The 22,202-nt window shown below is 69.2% G+C and carries 19 protein-coding genes; 11 read left to right on the top strand and 8 right to left on the bottom strand.

Annotation, left to right across the window (positions count from 1 at the left end):
• Window positions 1–21: 21 nt before the first annotated feature.
• From rfbB to FQY83_RS14350, 8 genes are all read left to right on the top strand, one after another.
• Window positions 22–1,077 carry a dTDP-glucose 4,6-dehydratase gene (gene rfbB, locus FQY83_RS14385; RefSeq protein ID WP_146388670.1) on the top strand — a complete coding sequence of 352 codons (1,056 nt, stop codon included), beginning with the start codon at window positions 22–24 and terminating at the stop codon, window positions 1,075–1,077.
• On the top strand, window positions 1,074–1,961 hold the full coding sequence (rfbA, locus tag FQY83_RS14380; RefSeq protein ID WP_146388669.1) for a glucose-1-phosphate thymidylyltransferase RfbA: 888 nt from the start codon (window positions 1,074–1,076) through the stop codon (window positions 1,959–1,961). The genes rfbB and rfbA overlap by 4 nt, the downstream gene beginning before the upstream one ends.
• Entirely contained in the window at window positions 1,958–2,515 is a 558-nt protein-coding gene (gene rfbC, locus FQY83_RS14375; protein WP_146388668.1) for a dTDP-4-dehydrorhamnose 3,5-epimerase, read from the top strand. Before rfbA ends, rfbC begins: the two co-directional genes overlap by 4 nt.
• Entirely contained in the window at window positions 2,512–3,396 is an 885-nt protein-coding gene (gene rfbD, locus FQY83_RS14370; RefSeq protein WP_146388667.1) for a dTDP-4-dehydrorhamnose reductase, read from the top strand. Before rfbC ends, rfbD begins: the two co-directional genes overlap by 4 nt.
• Window positions 3,397–3,474: 78 nt before the next feature.
• Entirely contained in the window at window positions 3,475–5,430 is a 1,956-nt protein-coding gene (locus tag FQY83_RS14365; RefSeq protein WP_146388666.1) for an alpha/beta hydrolase family protein, read from the top strand.
• A gap of 109 nt (window positions 5,431–5,539) precedes the next feature.
• Window positions 5,540–7,489 carry an OPT family oligopeptide transporter gene (locus FQY83_RS14360; RefSeq protein WP_146388665.1) on the top strand — a complete coding sequence of 650 codons (1,950 nt, stop codon included), beginning with the start codon at window positions 5,540–5,542 and terminating at the stop codon, window positions 7,487–7,489.
• Between the two features lie 156 nt (window positions 7,490–7,645).
• Complete coding sequence (locus tag FQY83_RS14355) at window positions 7,646–9,724, top strand: dipeptidyl-peptidase 5 (protein ID WP_146388664.1); 2,079 nt, start codon at window positions 7,646–7,648, stop codon at window positions 9,722–9,724.
• 79 nt (window positions 9,725–9,803) lie between these two features.
• The gene (locus FQY83_RS14350) at window positions 9,804–11,060 is read left to right on the top strand and encodes a DUF819 family protein (RefSeq protein ID WP_146388663.1); all 1,257 of its coding nucleotides are present in this window, start codon (window positions 9,804–9,806) and stop codon (window positions 11,058–11,060) included.
• A gap of 38 nt (window positions 11,061–11,098) precedes the next feature.
• Here the strand turns inward: FQY83_RS14350 and FQY83_RS14345 are convergent, their stop codons facing one another.
• The 8 genes from FQY83_RS14345 to FQY83_RS14310 form a co-directional block, all read right to left on the bottom strand.
• Window positions 11,099–11,326: a YbdD/YjiX family protein gene (locus FQY83_RS14345; RefSeq protein WP_146388662.1), complete on the bottom strand. Its 228-nt coding sequence runs from the start codon at window positions 11,324–11,326 to the stop codon at window positions 11,099–11,101.
• The gene (locus FQY83_RS14340) at window positions 11,323–13,401 is read right to left on the bottom strand and encodes a carbon starvation CstA family protein (RefSeq protein ID WP_146388661.1); all 2,079 of its coding nucleotides are present in this window, start codon (window positions 13,399–13,401) and stop codon (window positions 11,323–11,325) included. The genes FQY83_RS14345 and FQY83_RS14340 overlap by 4 nt, the downstream gene beginning before the upstream one ends.
• A gap of 220 nt (window positions 13,402–13,621) precedes the next feature.
• Window positions 13,622–14,641 carry a magnesium and cobalt transport protein CorA gene (locus FQY83_RS14335; protein ID WP_425478666.1) on the bottom strand — a complete coding sequence of 340 codons (1,020 nt, stop codon included), beginning with the start codon at window positions 14,639–14,641 and terminating at the stop codon, window positions 13,622–13,624.
• A 421-nt stretch (window positions 14,642–15,062) separates the two neighbouring features.
• Window positions 15,063–16,238, bottom strand: a complete 1,176-nt coding sequence (locus tag FQY83_RS14330; RefSeq protein WP_146388659.1) for a lipoprotein N-acyltransferase Lnb domain-containing protein — start codon at window positions 16,236–16,238, stop codon at window positions 15,063–15,065.
• Window positions 16,239–16,446: 208 nt separating this feature from the next.
• A complete protein-coding gene (locus FQY83_RS14325) occupies window positions 16,447–17,319 on the bottom strand; it encodes a CorC family transporter (protein WP_146388658.1) in 873 nt (290 codons plus the stop codon).
• A gap of 123 nt (window positions 17,320–17,442) precedes the next feature.
• Window positions 17,443–17,934: an rRNA maturation RNase YbeY gene (ybeY, locus tag FQY83_RS14320; RefSeq protein ID WP_146388657.1), complete on the bottom strand. Its 492-nt coding sequence runs from the start codon at window positions 17,932–17,934 to the stop codon at window positions 17,443–17,445.
• Between the two features lie 61 nt (window positions 17,935–17,995).
• Window positions 17,996–18,937 carry a hypothetical protein gene (locus tag FQY83_RS14315; RefSeq protein WP_146388656.1) on the bottom strand — a complete coding sequence of 314 codons (942 nt, stop codon included), beginning with the start codon at window positions 18,935–18,937 and terminating at the stop codon, window positions 17,996–17,998.
• Between the two features lie 52 nt (window positions 18,938–18,989).
• A complete protein-coding gene (locus tag FQY83_RS14310; RefSeq protein ID WP_146388655.1) occupies window positions 18,990–19,970 on the bottom strand; it encodes a PhoH family protein in 981 nt (326 codons plus the stop codon).
• Window positions 19,971–20,317: 347 nt separating this feature from the next.
• Between FQY83_RS14310 and FQY83_RS14305 the strand changes: the two genes are divergently transcribed.
• Genes FQY83_RS14305 through FQY83_RS14295 form a run of 3 tightly spaced genes read left to right on the top strand, consistent with a single transcriptional unit; the run spans window position 20,318 to window position 22,199 of the window.
• Window positions 20,318–21,013 (top strand): TetR/AcrR family transcriptional regulator, encoded by a 696-nt coding sequence (locus FQY83_RS14305; RefSeq protein ID WP_146388654.1) that lies wholly within the window; start codon window positions 20,318–20,320, stop codon window positions 21,011–21,013.
• On the top strand, window positions 21,010–21,978 hold the full coding sequence (locus FQY83_RS14300) for an HlyD family secretion protein (RefSeq protein WP_425478665.1): 969 nt from the start codon (window positions 21,010–21,012) through the stop codon (window positions 21,976–21,978). Before FQY83_RS14305 ends, FQY83_RS14300 begins: the two co-directional genes overlap by 4 nt.
• A complete protein-coding gene (locus FQY83_RS14295) occupies window positions 21,975–22,199 on the top strand; it encodes a hypothetical protein (RefSeq protein WP_146388653.1) in 225 nt (74 codons plus the stop codon). Before FQY83_RS14300 ends, FQY83_RS14295 begins: the two co-directional genes overlap by 4 nt.
• The last annotated feature ends 3 nt before the right edge of the window (window positions 22,200–22,202 follow it).

Below are 22,202 nucleotides of genomic sequence, written 5' to 3'. Positions count from 1 at the left end.
AGACTGGATACAGGAGGCTTCGTGCCGACTTGGCTGGTGACCGGCGGCGCCGGTTTCATCGGTGGCAACTTCGTCATCGACGCGGTGGCGCGCGGCGTGCGCGTGGTGAACCTCGATGCGCTGACCTACGCGGGCAACCTCGACACGCTGGCGGGCCTGCAGGGCAACCCGGACCACGTCTTCGTGCACGGCGACATCGGTGATCGCGAACTGGTTGCAGGGTTGCTGGCCGGGCATCGGCCCGAAGCGGTGGTGAACTTCGCCGCGGAAAGCCACGTCGATCGTTCGATCGACGGCCCGGCGGCCTTCGTGCAGACCAATGTCGTCGGCACGCTAGGCCTGCTCGAATCGGTGCGCGATTACTGGAAGTCGCTGGAGGGCGAGGCGCGCGATGCGTTCCGCTTCCTGCACATCTCCACCGACGAGGTCTACGGCACGCTCGGCGAGACGGGCCGGTTCAGCGAGACCACGCCATATGCGCCCAACTCGCCGTACTCGGCGTCGAAGGCCGCGTCCGACCACCTGGTCCGCGCCTTCCACCACACCTACGGCCTGCCGACGCTGACCACCAACTGCTCGAACAACTACGGCCCGTACCATTTCCCCGAGAAGCTCATCCCGCTGGTCATCGCCAGGGCGCTGGCCGGCGAACCGCTGCCGGTCTACGGCGACGGCAGGCAGGTGCGCGACTGGCTGTTCGTGGCCGACCACTGCGAGGCGATCCGCACGGTGCTGGCGAAGGGCCGCGTGGGCGAGACCTACAACGTTGGCGGCAACGCCGAGAAGCAGAACATCGAAGTGGTGAAGACGATCTGCGCGCTGCTCGATGCGCGTCGCCCGCGGGAGGATGGCCAGCCGCGCGAGTCGCAGATCACCCATGTCGCCGACCGCCCGGGGCATGATCGCCGCTATGCGATCGACGCCTCCAAGCTGCGCGACGAACTCGGCTGGGAGCCCAGGTACACCTTCGAGCACGGCATCGCCGAAACCGTCGACTGGTACCTCGCGAACCAGGACTGGGTGCAGCGCGTGCTCGACGGCAGCTACCGCCTGGAGCGCATCGGGGTGGCCGCATGACGGCTCGCAAGGGCATCATCCTTGCCGGTGGCTCCGGTACGCGCCTGTATCCGATCACGCAGGCGATCAGCAAGCAGCTGCTGCCGGTCTACGACAAGCCGATGATCTACTACCCGCTCAGCGTGCTGATGCTGGCGGGCATCCGCGAGGTGCTGATCATCAACACCCCGCACGAGCAGGCGCTGTTCAAGGCGCTGCTCGGCGACGGCTCGCAGTGGGGCATGAAGCTCGAATACGCGGTGCAGCCGAGCCCGGACGGCCTTGCGCAGGCCTTCCTGATCGGCCGCGACTTCCTCGGCGGCGCGCCAAGCTGCCTCGTGCTCGGCGACAACATCTTCCATGGCCCGGGCCTGACCGCGATGCTCAAGCGCGCGGATGCGCGCGAGGATGGCGCGACGGTATTCGGCTACTGGGTATCCGACCCCGAACGTTACGGCGTCGCCGAGTTCGACGAGGTCGGCCGGGTGGTCGGCCTCGAGGAAAAGCCGGCGAAGCCGCGTTCGAACTACGCGGTGACCGGGTTGTACTTCTACGACGGCCGCGCCAGCGATTTCGCCGCTTCGCTCAAGCCGTCGCCGCGCGGCGAACTGGAGATCACCGACCTCAACCGCTGCTACCTCGACCAGGGCGAACTGCACCTGGAGCGGCTGGGCCGCGGCTATGCCTGGCTCGACACCGGCACCCACCAGTCGCTGCTCGAAGCCTCGAACTACATCGAGACCATCGAGGCGCGCCAGGGCCTGCGCGTGTGCTGCCCCGAGGAGATCGCCTGGAACAACGGCTGGATCGACGAGGCGCAGCTCGAGGCGCTGGCGAAGCCGTTGGCGAAGAACGGCTACGGCCAGTACCTGCTGGGCCTCGGGGAACGCGGGTTCGTGCCGTGAAGCTGGTCGAGACCGACCTCCCGGGTTGCGTCATCCTCGAGCCGCAGGTCTTCGGCGACGACCGCGGCTTCTTTTTCGAGTCCTTCAACCGCGACAAGCTCGCCGCGCACGGCCTGTCGCCGGCCTTCGTGCAGGGCAACGTGTCCTCGTCGGCCAGGGGCGTGCTGCGTGGCCTGCACTACCAGTGGCCGAATCCGCAGGGCAAGTACGTGTCGGTGCTCGAAGGCGAGGTGTGGGACGTGGCGGTCGACATCCGCCGCGGTTCGCCGCATTTCGGCAAGTGGACCGCGGTGCTGCTGAGCGCGGAGAACAAGCGCCACTTCTGGATCCCGGAGGGCTTCGCGCACGGCTTCATCGTGCTCAGTGAGCGCGCGCTGTTCACCTACCTGTGCACCGCGACTTACGACCCAGCCGCCGACGCGAACCTCCGCTGGAACGATGCCGACCTGGCGATCGACTGGCCGGTCGCCGAACCCGCGCTGTCGGCCAAGGACGCGAAGGCGCCGTTCCTCGCGGACGTGCCGCCCGAACGCCTGCCGATCTTCGCGGCATGAGGATCCTGCTGCCGGGCGCCAACGGGCAGGTCGGCCATGAGCTGCGGCGCGCGCTGGCACCGCTGGGTGAGGTCGTCTGCACCACGCGCAGCGGCACGCTGGCGGACGGGATGCGTTGCGAGACCGCCGACTTCGACGATCCCTCCTCGCTGCCGGCGCTGGTCGAGCGTATCGCACCGGACATCGTCGTCAACGCGGCGGCCTACACCGCCGTGGACAGGGCCGAATCCGAACGCGACGCCGCCTTCCGCGCCAATGCGCAGGCGCCGGGCGAACTCGCGCGCGCCTGCGCCCTGCGCGATGCGCTGCTCGTGCATTATTCGACCGACTACGTCTTCGACGGCACCGCTACGCGACCCTACCGGGAGGGCGACCCGATGTCGCCGCTCGGCGTCTACGGCGCCAGCAAGCTCGCCGGCGAGGAAGCGATCCGGTCGAGCGGCGCGCGCCACATGATCTTCCGTACCGCCTGGGTCTACGCCGCCCACGGCAGCAACTTCCTGCGCACCATGCTGCGGCTTGCGCGCGAGCGCGAGGAACTGCGCGTCGTGGCCGACCAGTTCGGCAGCCCGACCCCCGCGCCGTTGATCGCCGACGTCACCGCGGCGATCCTGGCGCAGTCGCCGCGGGTGTCCGGGACCTGGCACCTCACCGCGACCGGCGAAACCAGCTGGCATGGCTTCGCCAGCGCCATCGTCGATCGCGCGCACGGGCTGGGCCTGCTGGCCCGCAGGCCGGCGGTGACCGCGATCACCACGGACGAGTATCCGACCCCGGCGCGGCGACCTGCCCGGTCGAGCCTGGACTGCGCGCGGCTGCAGCAGGATTTCGGCGTGCGGCTTCCCGACTGGCGGGCTGCGCTGGACGCGGTTCTGGTGTAGTTTCGCTCCCCGACGCGGGAGTGCGTCATCCCCCACGCCGGGGGCAGGACGTCCGTTCAAGGGGGCAGGGACATGGGGATGCGTATCGGGGCCATCCTGGCCGCGTGTCTGGCGCTGTGCGCGCCGTCGACAGGGTTCGGAATCACGCCACAGGAGCTGGACACCTTCATCGAGGAAGGGGGCGTCCGCGACATCAAGATATCGCCGACCGGCGAGTACCTGGCGATGTCGGTGCGCGTGGACGGCCAGACGGGGCTCATGGTGACACGGCGCGGCAGCACCGACGTGCTGTCGAACATGCGCTTCTGGCGCAATACGCACGTGCAGGACTTCTGGTGGGTGAACAACGAGCGGCTGGTGATGTCGCTGGCCGAGACCTTCGGTACGCGCGATGACCCGGTGTCGACCGGCGAGCTCTATGCGGTGGACGCCGACGGCAGCCGCAAGAAGCTGCTGGTCGGATATCGCGTGTCCGGGGCGCAGTTCGGCAGCAGGATCGGGGGCGGACGGGAGGGCGACCTGGCGGCCTACCTGGTGGATCCCCTCCACGATGACGAGAAGCAGGTGCTGGTGACGATCCGCTCGCTCGGCAAGGATCCGTATTCCCGCGTCGAGCGGATGAACGTGTACGACGGCCGGCGGACCCGGGTCACCTCGGCGCCGGTGGCGAACGCCGATTTCGTGACCGACAGCCAGGGCCGGGTGCGCTTCGCCGTGGGCTCGATGTCGGACAACCAGAGCCAGCTGTTCCATCGCAAGGACGACCAGTCCGAATGGGAGCCGGTCAACCGGCAGCGCGAGAGCAACCGGATCGAGATGCCGCTCGGCTTCGCCGAGGACGATGTGACCGCCTACCTGCGGGTGTCGCAACCCAGCGGGCCGGACCGCATCGTGGCGCTGGACACGCGCACGGGCGAGCGCAAGGACGTGGCCGGCGATGCCGTCGTCGATCCCCGCCCGGTCTTCCTCGACGGCTGGAAGCGTCCGATCGGCGCCTGGTACTTCGGCGCCAGTTCGCGCCTGTCCTTCTTCGACGAACAGACGGACGAGGCGCGCCTGCAGCAGACCCTGCAGCGTTCGTTCCCGGGCGCACGCGCGGTCATGCAATCGAGCTCGCGCGATGGCAGGTGGCGGGTGGTGGTGGCGGAAAGCGATGTCGACCCCGGATCGTTCTACCTGTTCGACACCAGGGGCATGCACGCCAACATGATCATCGCGCGCGATGCGCAGATCGATTCCGAGCGCATGTCGCCGATGCGTCCGATCGAGCTCAAGTCACGCGACGGGCTCACCCTGCACGGCTTCATCACCACCCCGGCCAGCGCCGCCGGCAAGGCGATGCCGATGGTGGTGATGCCGCACGGCGGTCCTTTCGGTATCTTCGATGCCTGGGGCTTCGATTCCGATGCGCAGCTCCTGGCCGCCGCGGGATACGCGGTGCTGCAGGTGAACTTCCGCGGCTCGGCCAACTACGGGCGCGCATTCCGCCTGGCCGGCGCCCGCCAGTGGGGCGGCACCATGCAGGACGACGTGACCGACGCGACCCGCTGGGCGATCAGCGAGGGGATCGCCGATCCCGACCGCATCTGCATCTACGGGGCCAGCTACGGCGCCTATGCCGCGCTGATGGGCACCGTGCGCGAGCCGGACCTGTACCGTTGCGCGATCGGCTACGTCGGCGTGTACGACCTGCCGATGATGCAACGCGAGGACTCCAGGCACACCCGCTCGGGCGCGACGTGGAGCCGCGAGTGGGTGGGCGACGATGTTGCGGCGCTGCAGGCGGTCTCGCCGAACCTGCGCGCGGCCGAGATCAAGGTGCCGGTGCTGCTGGCCGCCGGCGGAGAGGATTTCATCGCGCCGATCGAGCACACCAAGCGCATGGAGGCGGCCCTCAAGCGCACGGGCGGCACCGTCGAGGCGCTGTACTACCCCAAGGAGGGTCACGGCTTCTACGAGATCGCGCACCGGCGCGAGTTCTATACCCGTTTGCTCCGGTTCCTCGACACCCACATCGGCTCCGGGGCGCGCTGAGGCGCCGCGGCCGTGGCCCGTTTCCGCGGGCCCGTGCCCCGGCCGGCGCTGGACTTGCCCGGCGCCGGTCGCTAGCGTGGCGCATCCTTCCGCTGTCCGGAACCGTGAAATGGCCGAAAAAGGCATCCCGCAGCTCACCTTCCGCGCCGTGCTGCTCGCCATCATCCTGGCGATGGTGCTGTCCGCGGCCAACGCCTACCTCGGCCTGTTCGCGGGCCTGACCGTCGCCACCGCGATCCCGGCGGCGGTGGTGTCGATGGGCGTGCTGCGGCTGCTCGGCGGCGGCACGATCCTCGAGAACAACATCGTGCAGACCGGTGCGTCGGCGGGGTCGTCGATCGCGGCCGGCGTGATCTTCACCGTCCCGGCGCTGATCATCCTCGGCTACTGGCAGGACTTCCGCTATTCCTGGGTGCTGGCGATCGCCGGCCTCGGCGGCCTGCTCGGCGTGCTGTTCTCGGTGCCGCTGCGGCGCACGATGATCGTCGAGGATCCGCTGCCGTTCCCGGAGGGCAAGGCCGCGGCGGAAGTGCTCAAGGCCGGCGACAACCCCGGCCCGGGCCTGAAGATCCTCGGCATCTCGGCCGCGATCGGCGGCCTGGTGAAGCTGGCCTCGGGCAGCGGCCTGCGCCTGATCCCCGAGACCTGGGCGCAGTCGGGCTTCCTCGCCAACGGCAAGGGCCTGGCCTACCTCGGCACCAACCTGTCGCCGGCCCTGCTGGGCGTGGGCTACATCGTCGGCCTGAACATCGGCATCGTGGTGCTGTCGGGCGCGGTGCTGTCGTGGCACATCGCGATCCCGCTGTACCAGGCGTTCTTCCTCGACAGCGATCCGGTGCTTGCCGCGGGGGTGGCCGGTGCCGGCGCGGAGGACACCGCGTTCGCGATCTGGTCGGCGAAGATCCGCTACCTCGGCGTCGGCGCGATGCTGATCGGCGGCGTGTGGACGCTGTTCTCGCTGCGCAAGTCGCTGGTCTCGGGCATCCGCAGCGGCATCGCGGCGGCGCGCAAGGGCAGCGGCGAGTTTGTCGCCGAGACCGAGCGCGACCTGCCGATGAAGTGGATGCTGATCGCGCTGGTGCTGTTCGTGATCCCGCTGCTGGCGCTGTACCAGGCGATCACCGGCCTGTGGCACGTCAGCGTGCCGATGACGATCATCATGATCGTCGCCGGCTTCCTGTTCGTGTCGGTGTCGGCCTACCTCGCCGGCCTGGTGGGTTCGTCGAACAACCCGGTCTCGGGCATCACCATCGCCACCATCCTGTTCGCCTCGCTGGTGCTGCTGGGGCTGCTCGGCCGCGACTCGGACATCGGCGCGGTCGCCGCGATCATGATCGGCGCGGTGGTGTGCTGCGCGGCGGCGGTCGGCGGCGACAACCTGCAGGACCTCAAGGCCGGCTACATCGTCGGCGCGACGCCGTGGAAGCAGCAGCTGATGCTCGGCATCGGCGCGTTCTCCTGCGCGCTGATCATGGCGCCGGTGCTGAACCTGCTGGCGCAGGCCTACGGCATCGGCCCGCCGACCGCGGAACACCCGAACCCGCTGTCGGCGCCGCAGGCCACGCTGATGGCGTCGGTGGCCAAGGGCATGTTCGGCGGCCAGCTGCCGTGGGGCATGATCGGCCTGGGCGCGCTGGTGGGCGCGGCGATCATCGCCGTCGACGAGTGGCTCAAGGCGCGCGGCGCGAAGTTCCGCGTGCCGGTGCTGGCGGCGGCGATCGGCATCTACCTGCCGCTGGAGCTGATGGTGCCGATCTTCCTCGGCGGCCTGCTCGCGCATTTCGTCGAGCGCTGGCACAAGGTCACCGACGCCGACGACGAGGCCAAGGAGCGCGTGCATCGTCCCGGCGTGCTGTTCGCCGCGGGCCTGATCACCGGCGAGGCGCTGATGGGCATCGCGATCGCGGTACCGATCTGGGCCACCGAGAACCGCGACGTGCTGGCGCTGCCCGAATCGCTGCACTTCAACCAGTGGATCGGCCTGGCGGTGCTGGCGCTGGTCGGCTGGTACCTGTATCGCACCGGGAAGAAGGCGCAGCCGGAGGTCGTGTCCGGCTGAGGGGCTCTGCGGTGGTCGCGCCTGAAGGCGCTCCTACGGGAATTTCCACGCCTGTAGGAGCGCCTTCAGGCGCGATCGCCGCCCATGCCCGATGGCCTTTGCGCCCGGTCCGCGTTAGCGCCTACCATCGGGCCTTTCCTTTCCGGAGTGGCCCGAATGACGCTGCGACACGCCCTGTTGCCGATCTGCCTGCTGGCCGCGCTGCCGGCGCTGGCCGACGCGCGCGGTTTCGATGTCCGCGATCTGGTCAGGCTCGATCGCGTCTCCTCGCCGGCGCTGTCGCCCGATGGCGGCGTGGTCGTGTTCGCGCAGCGCAGCGTCGATGCCGACCTCAAGGCGACGACCGCGCTGTACGCGCGCAACCTGCTGACCCGCGATCTGCGCCCGCCGCAGCGCATCACGCCGGAGGGCTGGAACGTCAATTCACCGTCGTTCTCGCCGGACGGCAAGACCCTGTACTTCCTCAGCGCGAAGGGCGGCACGCAGCAGCTCTACGCGATGCCGGCCGGTGGCGGCGCGCCGACGCAGCTGACCGCGTTCGCGCTCGACGTCGGCAGCTACCAGCTCTCGCCCGACGGCAGGCGCATCGCCTTCAGCGCGGACACCTTCGCGGACTGCGGCGACGACCTGGCCTGTACGCAGAAGCGGCTGGACGAACACAAGGGCGCCAAGGCCAGCGGCGTGATCTACGACCAGCTGTTCGTGCGCCACTGGGACACGTGGAAGGACGGCCGCCGCAGCCGCCTGTTCGTCGCCGACCTGCCGGAGGGCGCGAAGGCCAAGCCGGTGGCGGCCGCGCGCGGGATCAGTGCTGCGCTCGACGGCGACGTGCCTTCCAGGCCGTTCGGCGACGCCAGCGAGTACACCTGGGCGCCGGATGGCGACAGCATCGTCGCCAGCATCCGCGTGGCCGGTCGCGAGGAACCCTGGTCGACCAACTTCGACCTGTACCGCCTGCCGCTCGACGGCGGCGCGCCCGCCAACCTCACCGAGGCGAACAAGGCCTGGGACACCGGCCCGGTGTTCAGCGCGGATGGCGCAACCCTGTACTACCGCGCGATGAAGCGTCCTGGCTTCGAGGCCGACCGCTACGCGATCATGGCGCTGGACCTGGCCAGCGGCCAGGCACGCGAAGTCGCGCCGGGATGGGATCGTTCGCCCAGCAGCCTTGCCGTGGCGAAGGACGGCAACAGCCTGTACGCCGCGGCGCAGAGCGTTGGCGAATATCCGCTGTTCCGCATCGACCTCGCCAGCGGCGAGGTGAGCGAACTGGTCGGCGACGGCACGGTGTCGTCGTACGTGCTGGCCGGCGACACGCTGGCGCTCACGCGCAACGCGATCGATACCGGCGACGTGCTGTACACCGCCTCGCTCGACGGGCAGAACCTGCGCCAGATCACCCCGACCGCGGCCGAGCGCGTGCCCGACGCCGCGTTCGGCGCCTTCGAGCAGTTCTCGTTCAAGGGCGCGGGCGGCGAGACCGTGCATGGCTACGTGGTCAAGCCGTGGAACTACGCCGAAGGCGGGAAGTATCCGGTCGCGTTCCTGATCCACGGCGGCCCGCAGGGCAGCTTCGGCAACGGCTGGAGCTACCGCTGGAACCCGCAGACCTATGCGGGGCAGGGCTATGCGGTGGTGATGATCGATTTCCACGGCTCCACCGGCTACGGTCAGGCCTTCACCGACGCCATCAGCGGCGACTGGGGCGGCAAGCCGCTGGTCGACCTGCAGAAGGGCTGGGCCGCGGCGCAGGACAAGTATGCGTTCCTCGACGGCGACCGCGCCTGCGCGCTCGGCGCCAGCTACGGCGGCTACATGATCAACTGGATCGCCGGCAACTGGTTCGAGCGCGGCGGTGCGTCGCCGTGGAAGTGCCTGGTCAACCACGACGGCGTGTTCGATACGCGCTCGATGGGCTACGTCACCGAGGAACTGTGGTTCACCGAATGGGAGAACGGCGGCACGCCGTTCGACAAGCCGCAGGCCTACGAGAAGTGGAACCCGGTCAACCACGTCGCCAGGTGGAAGGTGCCGATGCTGGTGGTGCAGGGCGAGAAGGACTACCGCGTGCCGGTCGACCAGGGCCTGTCGACGTTCACCGCGCTGCAGCGCAAGGGCATCGAGTCGAAGCTGCTGTATTTCCCTGACGAGAACCACTGGGTGCTCAAGCCGCACAACAGCGTGCTCTGGCACGACACCGTCAACGCCTGGCTGAAGCAGCACATCGGCCAATGACCCGTCCCGGAAAGCCGGCGTCACGCCGGCTTTCCGCTTCCTGGCGGGCACGCGCCCCGCGACGCAACCGGAGACCCGCATGGCGATCGAATCCGCCAAACCCGCGACCGCGATCATCAGCAACGACATCGTCGTGTTCGGCCTCATCGCCGCCACGCTCGGCCTGATCTTCTGGCTCGCCAGCGGACCGACGCCGTTCTGGAAGAAGTTCTTCGCCTGGGTGCCGGCGCTGCTGCTGTGCTACTTCGTGCCCGCGTTCTACAACACCGCCGGGCTGATCGACGGTGAGGGCAGCCAGCTGTACTGGCTGGCGAGCCGGGTGTTCCTGCCGGCGGCGCTGGTGCTGCTGACCCTGTCGGTCGACCTTCCCGGCGTGCTGAAGCTCGGCCCCAAGCTGCTGTTCGTGTTCTGCATGGGCACGCTGGGCATCGTGCTGGGCGCGGTGGTCGCGTTCCAGCTGATGGAATGGTTCTGGCCGGCGGCCGTGGCCGGCGATACCTGGAAGGGCATGGCCGCGCTGTCGGGCAGTTGGATCGGCGGCGGCGCCAACATGGTCGCGATCCGCGAGATCTACGAGGTGGATGCGACCTTGTTCGGACAGTTCGCGGTGGTCGACGTGGCCCTGGCCAGCCTGCTGATGGCGACGCTGCTGTTCCTCGCCAACCGACAGGCGCAGATCGACCGTCGCAGCGGCGCCGACACCCGCGCGCTGGACGAAATGAAGGAACGCATCGCCGCCTACGAGGCCGCCAACGCGCGCATCCCGACGCTGGCCGACCTGATGATCATCATCGGCTGGGCGTTCGGCATCGTCGCCCTGGCGCACGCGATCTCCGACCCGGCGTCGGCGTGGTTCAAGGCCAACGCACCGTGGTCCTCGCAGTTCAGCCTGGACGCACCCTTCGTGTGGATCGTGGTGCTGTCCACCCTGGGCGGGCTGATCCTGAGCTTCACGCGCGTACGCCGCCTCGAGAACGTCGGCGCGTCCCGGGTCGGCACGGTGTTCCTGTATTTCCTGATCGCCTGCATCGGCATGCAGATGGACTTCATGAAGCTGGCCAACCGCCCCGAACTGCTGCTGATCGGCGCGATCTGGATGTCGGTGCACGTGGCCACGATCTGGTACGCGGCCAGGATGGTGAAGGCGCCGCTGTTCTACTTCGGCGTCGGCTCGATGGGCAACATCGGGGCCGCGGCATCGGCGCCCGTGATCGCGGCGGCCTTCCATCCGACCCTTGCCCCGGTGGGCGTGCTGCTGGGCACGGTCGGCTACGCCACCGGTACGGTGATCGCCTACCTCATTGGCCAGATCCTGCGCCTGATGGCTGGCGCCTAGGAAAGCCGGGGCAAACCGTCCCCCGGCCCGGGTTCCGCTCAGCAGCAGCGGAACCCGTTGCGCCCGCCGAAGCGCGCCTCCTGCCGCTCGCGGAAGAACGTCTTGTAGTCCATCGGCTCGCGCTCGGGATGCTTCTCCAGCATGTGGCGGACGTAGTTGTCGTAGTCCGGGATGCCGCAGCACAGGCGCGCGGTCTGCACCAGTCTTCGCCACACACGCTTGTGCGTGGCGAAGTGGTCGAGCGGGACGAGCGCGGTCCCGCTCACAGCCAGACCTTCTGCTGCTCTTCGGTGAGCGCCACGTAGGCCGTCTCGCGATCGGTGCGTTCGGGGCTGCGGCGCGCCTTGAGGATGGCCTTGATCGAGTAGAACAGCACCGCGAGCACAACGAACAGGAACAGCGCGGTCAGCCCGGCGTTGACGTAGTTGTTGAACATGATCTGCTGCATGCCGCCCATGTCCTTCGACGGCGCGATCAGTTCGCCGGCCTGGATCGCGGCGCGGTAGCGGTTGGCCTGGGCGAGGAAGCCGACGGCCGGGTTGGCATCGAAGATCTTGATCAGGCCGGCGCTGATCGTGCACACCAGCAGCCACGCCGTCGGCACGATCGAGACCCAGGCGTAGCGGTCCTTCTTCATCTTGAACAGGACCACGGTGCACAGCATCAGCGCGATGCCCGCCAGCATCTGGTTGGCGATGCCGAACAGCGGCCACAGCATGTTGATGCCGCCCAGCGGGTCGGTCACGCCCTGGTAGAGGAAGTAGCCCCACAGCGCGACGCAGCCGCCGGTGGCGATCAGGTTCGGGCCCCAGGCCTCGGTCCTGCGCAGCGCGGGGATGAAGTTGCCGAGCAGGTCCTGCAGCATGAAGCGCCCGGCGCGGGTACCGGCGTCGACCGCGGTCAGGATGAACAGCGCTTCGAACAGGATCGCGAAGTGGTACCAGAACGCCATCGCGCCGTCGCCGACCGGCAGCGCCGCATGCAGGATCTGGGCGATGCCCACGGCCAGGGTCGGTGCGCCGCCGGCGCGCGAGAGGATGCTGTGCTCGCCGATCTCGGCCGCGGTCGCGGTGAGCACCTCGGGCGTGATCACGAACCCCCACTCCGAGACGGTGCGCGCGACCGACTCGGCGTCGGTGCCGACGATCGCCGCGGGGCTGTTCATCGCGAAGTAGATGCCCGGCTCGATCACCGCCGCGGCCACCATCGCCATGATCGCCACGAACGACTCCATCAGCATCCCGCCGTAGCCGATGTAGCGCGCGTGGGTCTCGTTGGCCAGCAGCTTGGGCGTGGTGCCCGACGAGATCAGCGCATGGAAGCCCGACACCGCGCCGCAGGCGATGGTGATGAACAGGAAGGGGAACATGCTGCCCTTCCACACCGGCCCTGTGCCGTCGGTGAACTGGGTCAGCGCCGGCATCTTCAGCTCCGGCATCACGATGAAGATGCCGATCGCGAGCGCGACGATGGTGCCGATCTTGAGGAAGGTCGAGAGGTAGTCGCGCGGCGCCAGCAGCAGCCACACCGGCAGTACCGCGGCGACGAAGCCGTAGCCGATCAGCATCCAGGTGAGCTGGGTGCCGGTGAAGGTGAAGGCGGGGCCCCAGGTGGGGTGCGCGCCGACCTTGCCGCCGAGCCAGATCGCCAGCAGCAGCAGGACGATGCCGATCAGCGAGATCTCACCGATCTTCCCGGGGCGGATGTAGCGCATGTAGATGCCCATGAAGATCGCGATCGGGATCGTCGCGAACACGGTGAACGTGCCCCACGGGCTCTCGGCCAGCGCCTTGACCACGATCATCGCCAGCACCGCGAGGATGATGACCATGATCAGGAAGGCGCCGAACAGGGCGATGGTGCCGGGCACCTGGCCCATCTCCTCGCGCACCAGGTCGCCGAGCGAGCGGCCGTCGCGGCGGCTGGAGATGACCAGCACCATGAAATCCTGCACCGCGCCGGCCAGCACCACGCCGGCGATCAGCCACAGCGTGCCGGGCAGGTAGCCCATCTGCGCGGCCAGCACCGGGCCCACCAGCGGGCCGGCGCCGGCGATCGCGGCGAAGTGGTGCCCGAACAGGACCTGCTTGTTGGTGGGAACGTAGTCGAGGCCGTCGTTGTGCACGTGCGCCGGCGTCGCCCGGGTGGGGTCGAGCCCCATCACGTTCTTCGCGATGAACAGGCTGTAGTAGCGGTAGGCGACGAGGTAGATCGAGATCGCCGCGACCACGATCCACAGCGCGTTGATCTGTTCGCCTTGACGCAGTGCGAGCACGCCCAGGCAGCAGGCGCCGATCAGGGCGACAATGCCCCAGATCACGTGGTTGACGATGCCTTTCATGGAAGATCTCCGGCCCCGGGGTGCGGCAAGGGTCGCGCCGACGGCGCGCAGCGTCAATGGGACCAAGGTCGGTCGCCGCCGGGATGGGGATGCAACGCCGTGGAACGCGGCGACGCGGAAGCGTGGGAGAGCGCCTGCGCGCGATGCCCGGGGCGACGCGGGGTGCCCGGATCGCGGCCGGGGCTGCTCCCACGCATGGCCGGAACCCGGTGGCGGACCGCTACAGCCAGCGCACCTTCTTCAGGTAGGCGTAGAGCAGGCCGACCACCGCCGCGACCGCGCCGATCAGCACCACATAGCTGTACCGGCCGTGCAGTTCCGGCATGTGGACGAAGTTCATCCCGTACCAGCTGGTGATCAAGGTCGGCGCCGCGAGCAGGGCGGCCCAGCCGGCGAGCTTCTTCACCACCTCGCCCTGGGCCTGGGTGACCAGCGCCTGGTTGACGCTGAGCGCGGTGCCGAGCATGTCACGCAGCACGTCGACGGTTTCGTTGACGCGCACGGAGTGGTCGAGCACGTCGCGCAGGTACAGCCGCACCTCCTCCGGGACCAGCGGGCTGCTGCTGCGGACCAGCTGCGACAGCACGTCCTGCATCGGCGCCACATTGACGCGCATGTAGGTCAGTTCGCGCTTGAGGTCGTAGAGGCGGGTGACGATCGCGCGCTCGAAGGATTCGCCGATGATGTCCTTTTCCAGCGCCAGCAGCGTTGCCTTGAACTCGGCGACGATCGGCAGGTAGTCGTCGACGATCGCGTCGAGCACCGCGTACAGGCCGTAGGAGGGGCCGAGCGCGAGCATGTCCGGCTCGCGCTCCACGCGCGCGCGCGCCGGTGCGTACGAGAGCGACGCGCCGTGGCGCACCGTGACCAGGTAGCGCGGGCCGAGGAACACGTGGGTCTCGCCGTAGGCGATCTTCTGCTCGACGACCTGCGCGGTACTGGCGACGAGGAACAGCGAGTTGCCGTAGGCCTCGACCTTGGGCCGCTGGTGGGCGGTGTGCGCGTCCTCGATGGCGAGGTCGTGCAGGCCAAACTCCTCCTGCAGCTTCTCGAGGATCGTGTCGTCCGGTTCGTACAGGCCGATCCAGACGAAGCTGCCGTCGTCGTGCGCGAGCACCTCGCTGATCGCGTCGAGGGTGATGTTGCGCCGCGTGCCGTCCTTCGCGTAGACCGCGCAGTTGACAACGCAGGCGGGATTCGGCGGATGGGCCGTGGCAGCGGGGTCATCCATGGCGCGCATCCTGCGCCAGCCGCCGCCGTGCGGCAAGCTGCAACGCTGCCGGCGCAGGATCAGGCGCCGGGGCGCTCCGGTTCGGTAACAAATCCGTCATCCCCGCGAAGGCGGGGAGCCAGCGTCTTCAACCTTGAAGCGGAAAGACACTGGGTTCCCGCCTTCGCGGGAATGACGGGTCATCGGGATTGCGGGAAGACTCCTTGTCAAAAGTCCGCAATTTTAGAAGCCTCCGCTTTCGACGAGGAACCTACCGGGCCACGAACCGGATCGCCTGCCCACCGCCCGGCGCGAGCCGCAGGATCAGCGTATCGGCGCGGGTCACCTCGCGCGTCGGGAATCCCGGATGCCCGTGCTTCCCGCCGACCGTGTCATCCCGAACGCAGTGAGGGATCTCGCCTGTGCCCGCGCAATGCCGATGCCAGATCCCTCACTGCGTTCGGGATGACAGTCGCGATCCTTGCCCGAGCGTCCACGCCAGCGCGGCGTGGATCGGCAGCAGCAGGCAGATCCAGTGCACGTTGCGCTGCGGCAGGACCGGCAGCCAGTGCAGGAACAGCGCCACGACGGCGCCAAACGCGACCACCCATGCGGCCGTCCGGAAGACGGCGCCGGGCGCGCGGTCGCGCGCGATTCGCCAGCCCCCGTGCAGCAGCAGCAGGCACAGCGGCGACAGCAGCAGCAGGTTCTGGTTGGCCCAGGCGAAGCGGTGTTCGGTGGCGCCCCACAGGAACAGCATCAGCCCGCCGAGCACGCCGCACAGCGTCCAGAACGGCAGCGCGATCGCGGCCAGCGCGGCGGGGCGGTGCTGGCCGAGCGCGCGCAAGGCAATTGCAATTGCGATCCCGGCCAGCAGCCACGGCCACCACCGGCGCGGCGCTTCCGGTGGCTCCGGCGGCAGCCGGTGCGGCAGCAGTTGCTCGGTGCCCGTGACCAGGGGACGCCCGTCGTCGCGGTGGAGACCGGCCAGCGCATCGGCCAGCCGCATCGGCACGAAGGCGTCCTGCCACAGCGCGTTGGGCCTGTCGGCGGCAGGGCCGAGGCCGAGGTCGAAGCCGAGCCACATCCACGGCGCGGGCGAGGCCAGCCGCACCGCGTCGCCGCGGAAGGTATTGCCGCGGGAGCGTCCGGCGAGCTGGCGCTGCAGCGTGCCGCCGAGCGCGGCGTCGAGCGCGTCGCGCACGCGCGTGGAGCAGTTGTCGGTGAAGTAGTCGTAGCGGTAGACCGCGTTCTCCGGCTTCGCGTTCTCGGCCAGGGCCATCGCCAGCCGCGCGGCCTCGTCGTCGCTCAGGTCGAGCCACTGCACCGAGACGCCGCGCCCGACCTCGCGGTAGTAGGCCATGTCCTGCGACAGCGGCAGCGCCACCAGCCGGTAGCGCATGTCGCCGCGCACGAAGCGGCCGACGAAGTCCGGCTCGTCCATGTCGAAGTAGCCGAAGTTGTAGGACACCGGCTCGGCGAATGCCGGATCGTCGACGATGATCGCGTTGTGGCCGAAGCGCTCGAAGAAGATCTCGCCGGGCTGCATGGTGGCGACGCCGATGCGCGGCGCGGCTTGCGCGAGCGAGGTGGCCAAGGTCAGGACAAGAAGCAGCGCGATCCGCATAGGAGTCTGTTCACGATCTCTATATTGAGGTAAGCATCGTCATCCCGGCGAAAGCCGGGATCCATCTTGATCCTGATTCTCGTGATTACGCGGGAAGAAAGAAGGCCCACTGCAAAATGGATCCCGGCTTTCGCCGGGATGACGTCCGATTCGGAGTTCGCAAACGTGCCGTCTCGCCCCCTCCCCCCCGCAAGCGGGGGAGGGCGCACTAGTCCGCCACATGGTCTGCATGCACGCTCACATGCAGCGCATGCAGCCGCCGCGCGTCCGCGCGGGTGACGCGGAAGCCGAAGCGGCCCAGCGCCAGTTCCTCGCCGGCCTCCGGCAGGTGGCCGATCGCCGCGGTGACCAGGCCGCCGATGGTGTCGTACTCGTCGTCGTCGAAATCGGCGCCGAAGCGCTCGTTGAAGTCGGCGATCGGGGTCAGCGCGTCGACCATGAACTGGCCGTCGGCCTGCGCCGCGATCAGCGCGTCCGGGTCCTCGGCGTCGTCGTGCTCGTCGTCGATCTCGCCGACGATCTCCTCCAGCACGTCCTCGATCGTCACCAGCCCGGCGACGCCGCCGTACTCGTCGATCACGATCGCCATGTGGTTGCGCGACTGGCGGAACTCGCGCAGCAGCACGTTGAGCTTCTTCGATTCCGGGATCAGCACCGCCGGGCGCACCAGTTCATGGATCGAGCCCGGCCCGTTGTCGGCGACCACGCCGCGCAGCAGGTCCTTGGCCAGCAGGATGCCGAGGATCTCGTCCTTGTCCTCGCCGTGCACGGGGAAGCGCGAGTGGCCGGATTCGACCACCTGCTTCATCAGGTCGAGGAACTTGGCGTCGGCCGGCAACGCCACCATCTGCGAGCGCGACACCATCACGTCGCCCACGGTCATGTCGGACACGGCCAGCGCGCCCTCCATCATCCGCAGGGTGTCGGCCTCGATCAGGCCGTCGGAATGGGTGTCGCGCAGCAGCTCGACCAGGTCGTCGCGGGTGCTGGGTTCGCCGGAAATCGCGGAGCTGAGCCGCTCCAGCCAGGTGCGCCGTTTTTCCGGGGTTTCGGAGGCGCTGGGACTGTCGTCCTCGGACATTGCAGTAAGTATCTGATTCGCAAGAGGCCGCATGGGGCGGCCGGGAAAGTCTACATCGCCGGCGTCAACGATGCCCAGCCGGGGCCGGGCGCGGGTCGTGGCGGGAGAACAGGCCGTTGGACGTCATGGCTCGCCGGGGTCGAGATAGGGATCGGCAATGCCCAGCCCGGCGAGGATCCCGCGTTCGAGCTGTTCCATCGCCTCGGCCTCGCGTTCGTCGTCGTGGTCCCAGCCCAGCAGGTGCAGCACGCCGTGGACGGTCAGGTGCGCGTAGTGGGCGTTGAGCGGCTTGCCCTGCTCGCGCGCCTCGCGCGCGACCACCGGCGCGCAGATCACCAGGTCGCCCAGCAACGGCAGCTTCACGCCCTCGGGCAGTCCCTCCGGCAGTTCGGCCGGGAAGCTGAGCACGTTGGTGGCGTAGTCCTTGCCGCGGTAATGGCGGTTGAGTGCGCGGCCTTCCTTGCTGCCGACGACGCGGATCGCGAGGTCGGCCTCGCGGATGCGGCCCGCCAGCGCGGCTGCCGTCCACTTGCGGAACGACACGGCCGAAGGCAGCCCCTTGCGCGGGACCGCGTAGCCGACGGCGACGTCGAGGCGGGTGGGGCCCTGGGTCATGGCGCCAGTCTACCCGCGAGCCGATGGCGGCAGGGTGGACACGGCCCGTTGCGAAGCCCGTTCAGTTCCCGCCCCAGTCCCCGGGTGCGTACTCGATCACCACGACCTCCGCGCCATCCGCCAGCGCCGCCAGTTCGGCAGGGTCCGGCTCGGCGTGGCAATTGCCGGCTTCGCTGCTCGTCTGCGCCGCGACCAGCTGGCGCATGAACATGTCCGCGGCATCCTCGCCCGACAGGTTGCTGTCGATGGTGATCGTGGTGTCGCCGCAGCTGCCGATGTTGTAGGCCTGCACGGCGGGCACCAGATCGCGCATCGCCCGGTCGGCGAGCGCCGCGAACGCGGCCGCATCGATCCGCGACCCGGCGGCGCTGATGCGGCCCTTGAAGAAGTACAGGTGGCGGTAGAGCAGGTAGCCGCGCGAATGCATCGGCAGCCACTCGCCCTCGGCCTGGCCCGGGTAGTCGTACGCCAGTTCGATCATGCGGCCGTCGACGTGGCGGCCCTCCCCGAGCAGTTCGGCCAGCATCGCGATCCGCCTGGCCTCCGCGGGATCGGGGTCGGCAGTCGCGGCGGTGGGCGGTTCCGCGGCCGTTTCCGCGGGCTCCGCCGCGTCCGGCAGCGCCGAAGGCAACGGGACGTCGAACTCGACCGCGTCGGCCACGGTCAGGCCCCGGTAGTAGCCCGCCTGCTCGGCGGCTTCGAGCGTCGCGCGGAAATCCCGCATGCCCTGGTCCAGCGCATCCTCGCCGTCGCCCCGTCCGTGCGGGTACACGAACAGGTCGATTCGCGTTTCCTCCTGCCCGGGCAGGAAGTAGCGGATCGCGACCCCGGCCAGCTTGTTCGCGGGATCGTAGCGCGTGCCTTCCAGCACGAAGTCGCCGACCTTGAGCGGTGCAACCACATGCGTGCGCGCGATGAAGGGCTGTTTCGGCGCATCGCGGGCGGACGCGGGTGCGAACGCCGAGGACAGGACGAGCAGGCAGGCGACGCAGCGTCCGCGCATGGCAGGTTTCCGGTGGGCGGGCGCTCCCCGCGCCCGTGCCAGCGCATCCTACCTAGGCCGGGCCGGTCTGCGCATCCGTCGCGTCGCGGCGGTCGTAGGCGCTGACGATGCGCGCCACCAGCGGGTGGCGGACGACGTCGCGCGCCTCGAAGAAGGTGAAGCTGACGCCGTCGACGTCGCGCAGCACGTCGATGGCGTCGCGCAGGCCGGACTTCACGTGTTTGGGCAGGTCGATCTGGGTCATGTCGCCGGTGACCACGGCGGTGCTGCCGAAGCCGAGGCGGGTGAGGAACATCTTCATCTGCTCGATGGTGGTGTTCTGCGCCTCGTCGAGGATCACGAAGGCGTCGTTGAGCGTGCGCCCGCGCATGTAGGCCAGCGGCGCGATCTCGATGACGTTCTTCTCCAGCAGCTTGACCACCTTCTCCACGCCCAGCATTTCGTACAGCGCGTCGTAGAGCGGGCGCAGGTAGGGATCGACCTTCTGGGTGAGGTCGCCGGGCAGGAAGCCGAGTTTCTCGCCGGCTTCCACCGCCGGGCGCACCAGCACCAGCCGCTGCACGCGCGATTCGTTCAGCGCCTCGACCGCCATTGCCACCGCGAGGAAGGTCTTGCCGGTGCCGGCCGGGCCGATGCCGAAGTTGATGTCGTGGGTGGCGATCGCGTGCAGGTACCTCGCCTGGTTGGCGCCGCGGCCGCGGATGGTGCCGCGCTTGACCCGGATCGCGACGTCCTGGGGCGTGGCCTCGTCGTCGCGCTCGAGGTTGGCCTGGTTCAGGCGCAGGTTGATGGCGTTGCTGTCGAAGGTCTCGGTCGCGGCCTCGTCGTAGAGGGCGCGCAGCAGCTGCTCGGCCTGCGCCAGCACCTTCTCGTCGCGGCCGCTCACGCGGAACACATTGCCGCGGTTGGCGATCTCCACGCCGAGGCGCAGTTCGATCTGGCGCAGGTGGCCGTCGAACGGGCCGGCGAGGTTGGCCAGGCGCTCGGTATCGGGCGGGTCGAGGGTGAAATCGCGCTGGGGGAGGGGGCTCATGGCGACGATTGTAGGCGCGGGCGCCGGCGATCCCGGGTGGGTGTTCCGGATTCCGGCGAAGCTGGGGCGATCGTCTCGGCTCCCAGGGTCGTGGGAGCGCCTTCAGGGAACTTCCAAAAGCTGTCATTTCGAGCGTAGCGAGAAATCTCCAAGTGATTGGAAAAGCGAGATTTCTCACTGTGTTCGAAATGACAGGTCCGGGATTTCCGGTGGTTTCCCTCGGGCGCGATCGCTTGCTGGGCCGGTCGGGCGGGCGTTCTCGCGGCTGAAACAGCGCCTGCGAGTGCTTGACGGGGTCATCACGGGCGACACTTGAAATTTAATTAATGAATGAATTAAATATGCGCATGGCCATTCCGACCCCACCCCGCAAGACGACGCCACGCGATGCTGCCGCCGCACCGCCGGGGAAACAGCGGCTGCGCGGCCGGCCTCGCGGCGATTCGCCCGACCTGCGCGGCCGGCTGCTCGACGCGGCGCTGGCCTGCTACGTCCGCCAGGGCATCGCCGCGACCTCGTTCCGGGACATCGCCAAGGCCGCCGGCGCCACGCCCGCGATGCTGCACTACTACTTCGGCGACAAGGCGCAGCTGCGTCAGGCCGTGGTCGACGAACGCATCCTCCCGGTGCTGGCCGCGATGCAGGCGCGGCTGCAGGACGCCGGCGACGACGTCGCCGCGCTGGTGGCCGGATTCGTCGGCGGCATCGGCGCGATCGTGGAGCAGCATCCGTGGCTGCCGTCGCTGTGGGTGCGCGAGGTGCTGTCCGAGGGCGGCGCCCTGCGCGACGTGCTGCTGCACACGGTCGGCCCGCGCCTGCCGGTGATGATGGCCGAACGTTTCGCGCAGGCGCAGGCGCAGGGGCGGCTGAATCCGGACCTCGACCCGCGGCTGCTGATGGTGTCGCTGGTCGGGTTGACGCTGTTCCCCGCCGCAGGCGCGCCGATCTGGCGGGCGCTGTTCGACGCGCGCGACCTGGACTACGCAGCGCTGCGCCGGCACACCCTGACCCTGCTCGACCGTGGCCTGGAGCTGGAACGATGAAGATGCCCGACCTGCGCGCCCTGTCGTGCCTGGCTTGCGCGCTGGCGCTGGCGCTGGCGGCGTGCGGCCGCGAACCGCCGCACGCGCTCGGCACGCTGGAATACGACCGCATCACGCTGCCGGCACCGGCCGCCGAGCGCATCGTCGAGATCGCCGTGCGCGAGGGCGAGCGCATCGGGGTCGGCGCGCGCATCCTCACCCTCGAACAGACGCGCGGCGACGCGCAGCTTGCCGCGGCTGCGGCCGATGTCGCCCGCCAGCGCGAGGCGCTGGACGAACTGCGCAACGGCGCGCGCAGCGAAGACCTCGACCAGGCGCGCGCGAACCTCGCCGCCACGCAGGCCCAGGCGCGCGACGCACGCGCCTACTACGCGCGCCTGCAGCCGCTGGGCGCGCGCCAGCTCGTCGCTGCGGCGGAAGTCGATCGCGCGCGCGCCGCCGCCGGCAATGCCGATGCGCAGGTCGCCGCCGCACGGGCCGCGCTGGCCGAACTGGACAACGGCGTACGCCCCGAGCAGATCGCCCAGGCCGAGGCTGCGCTCGCCGCCGCCGAGGCGCAGCAGCGCACGCAGTCGGCGACGACCGGCAAGCTCGACCTGGTCGCGCCGCGCGCCGGACGCGTCGACAGCCTGCCCTACCGCCTCGGCGACGAAGCGCCGGCCGGCGCGCCGCTGGCGGTGTTGCTGGTCGGCGATGCGCCGTACGCGCGCGTGTACGTGCCCGAGGCGCTGCGCGCGGGCGTCGAGGTCGGTGATCGCGCGACGGTGCGGGTCGGCGCCGACGGCGAACGCCGCCATGCCGGTCGCGTGCGCATGATCCGCAGCGAACCGACGTTCACCCCGTACTACGCCCTCTCCGGCGAGGACGCCGCGCGCCTGAGCTACCTGGCCGAAGTGCAGCTGGAAGGCGAGGGCGTGGCCGACCTGCCGGCGGGGCTGCCGCTGCGGGTGGAGTTCGATCGGTGATCCCGCCGCTCTGTGCCGTCATTCCCACGAAAGCGGGAATCCATTTTGATTCTCGCTTCGCTGCCGAGAAGGAAGTAAAGACTGCCTTCTTTCCAAAAGCGAAAATGGATGACCAGCGCTTCGCGCTGTTGAAAGGCACTTCCCGCTTTCGCGGGAATGACGGTGCGGGTGTCTTCGAGTGCTTGGCCGGCTCCACGGCCATGGAAACCGGTGATGACTGACGC

Source organism: Luteimonas marina, from assembly GCF_007859325.1.
GTDB classification, from domain to species: Bacteria; Pseudomonadota; Gammaproteobacteria; order Xanthomonadales; family Xanthomonadaceae; genus Luteimonas; species Luteimonas marina.
Note: the sequence above shows the minus strand (reverse complement) of the source record. Positions and strands in the feature narration are given on the sequence as shown.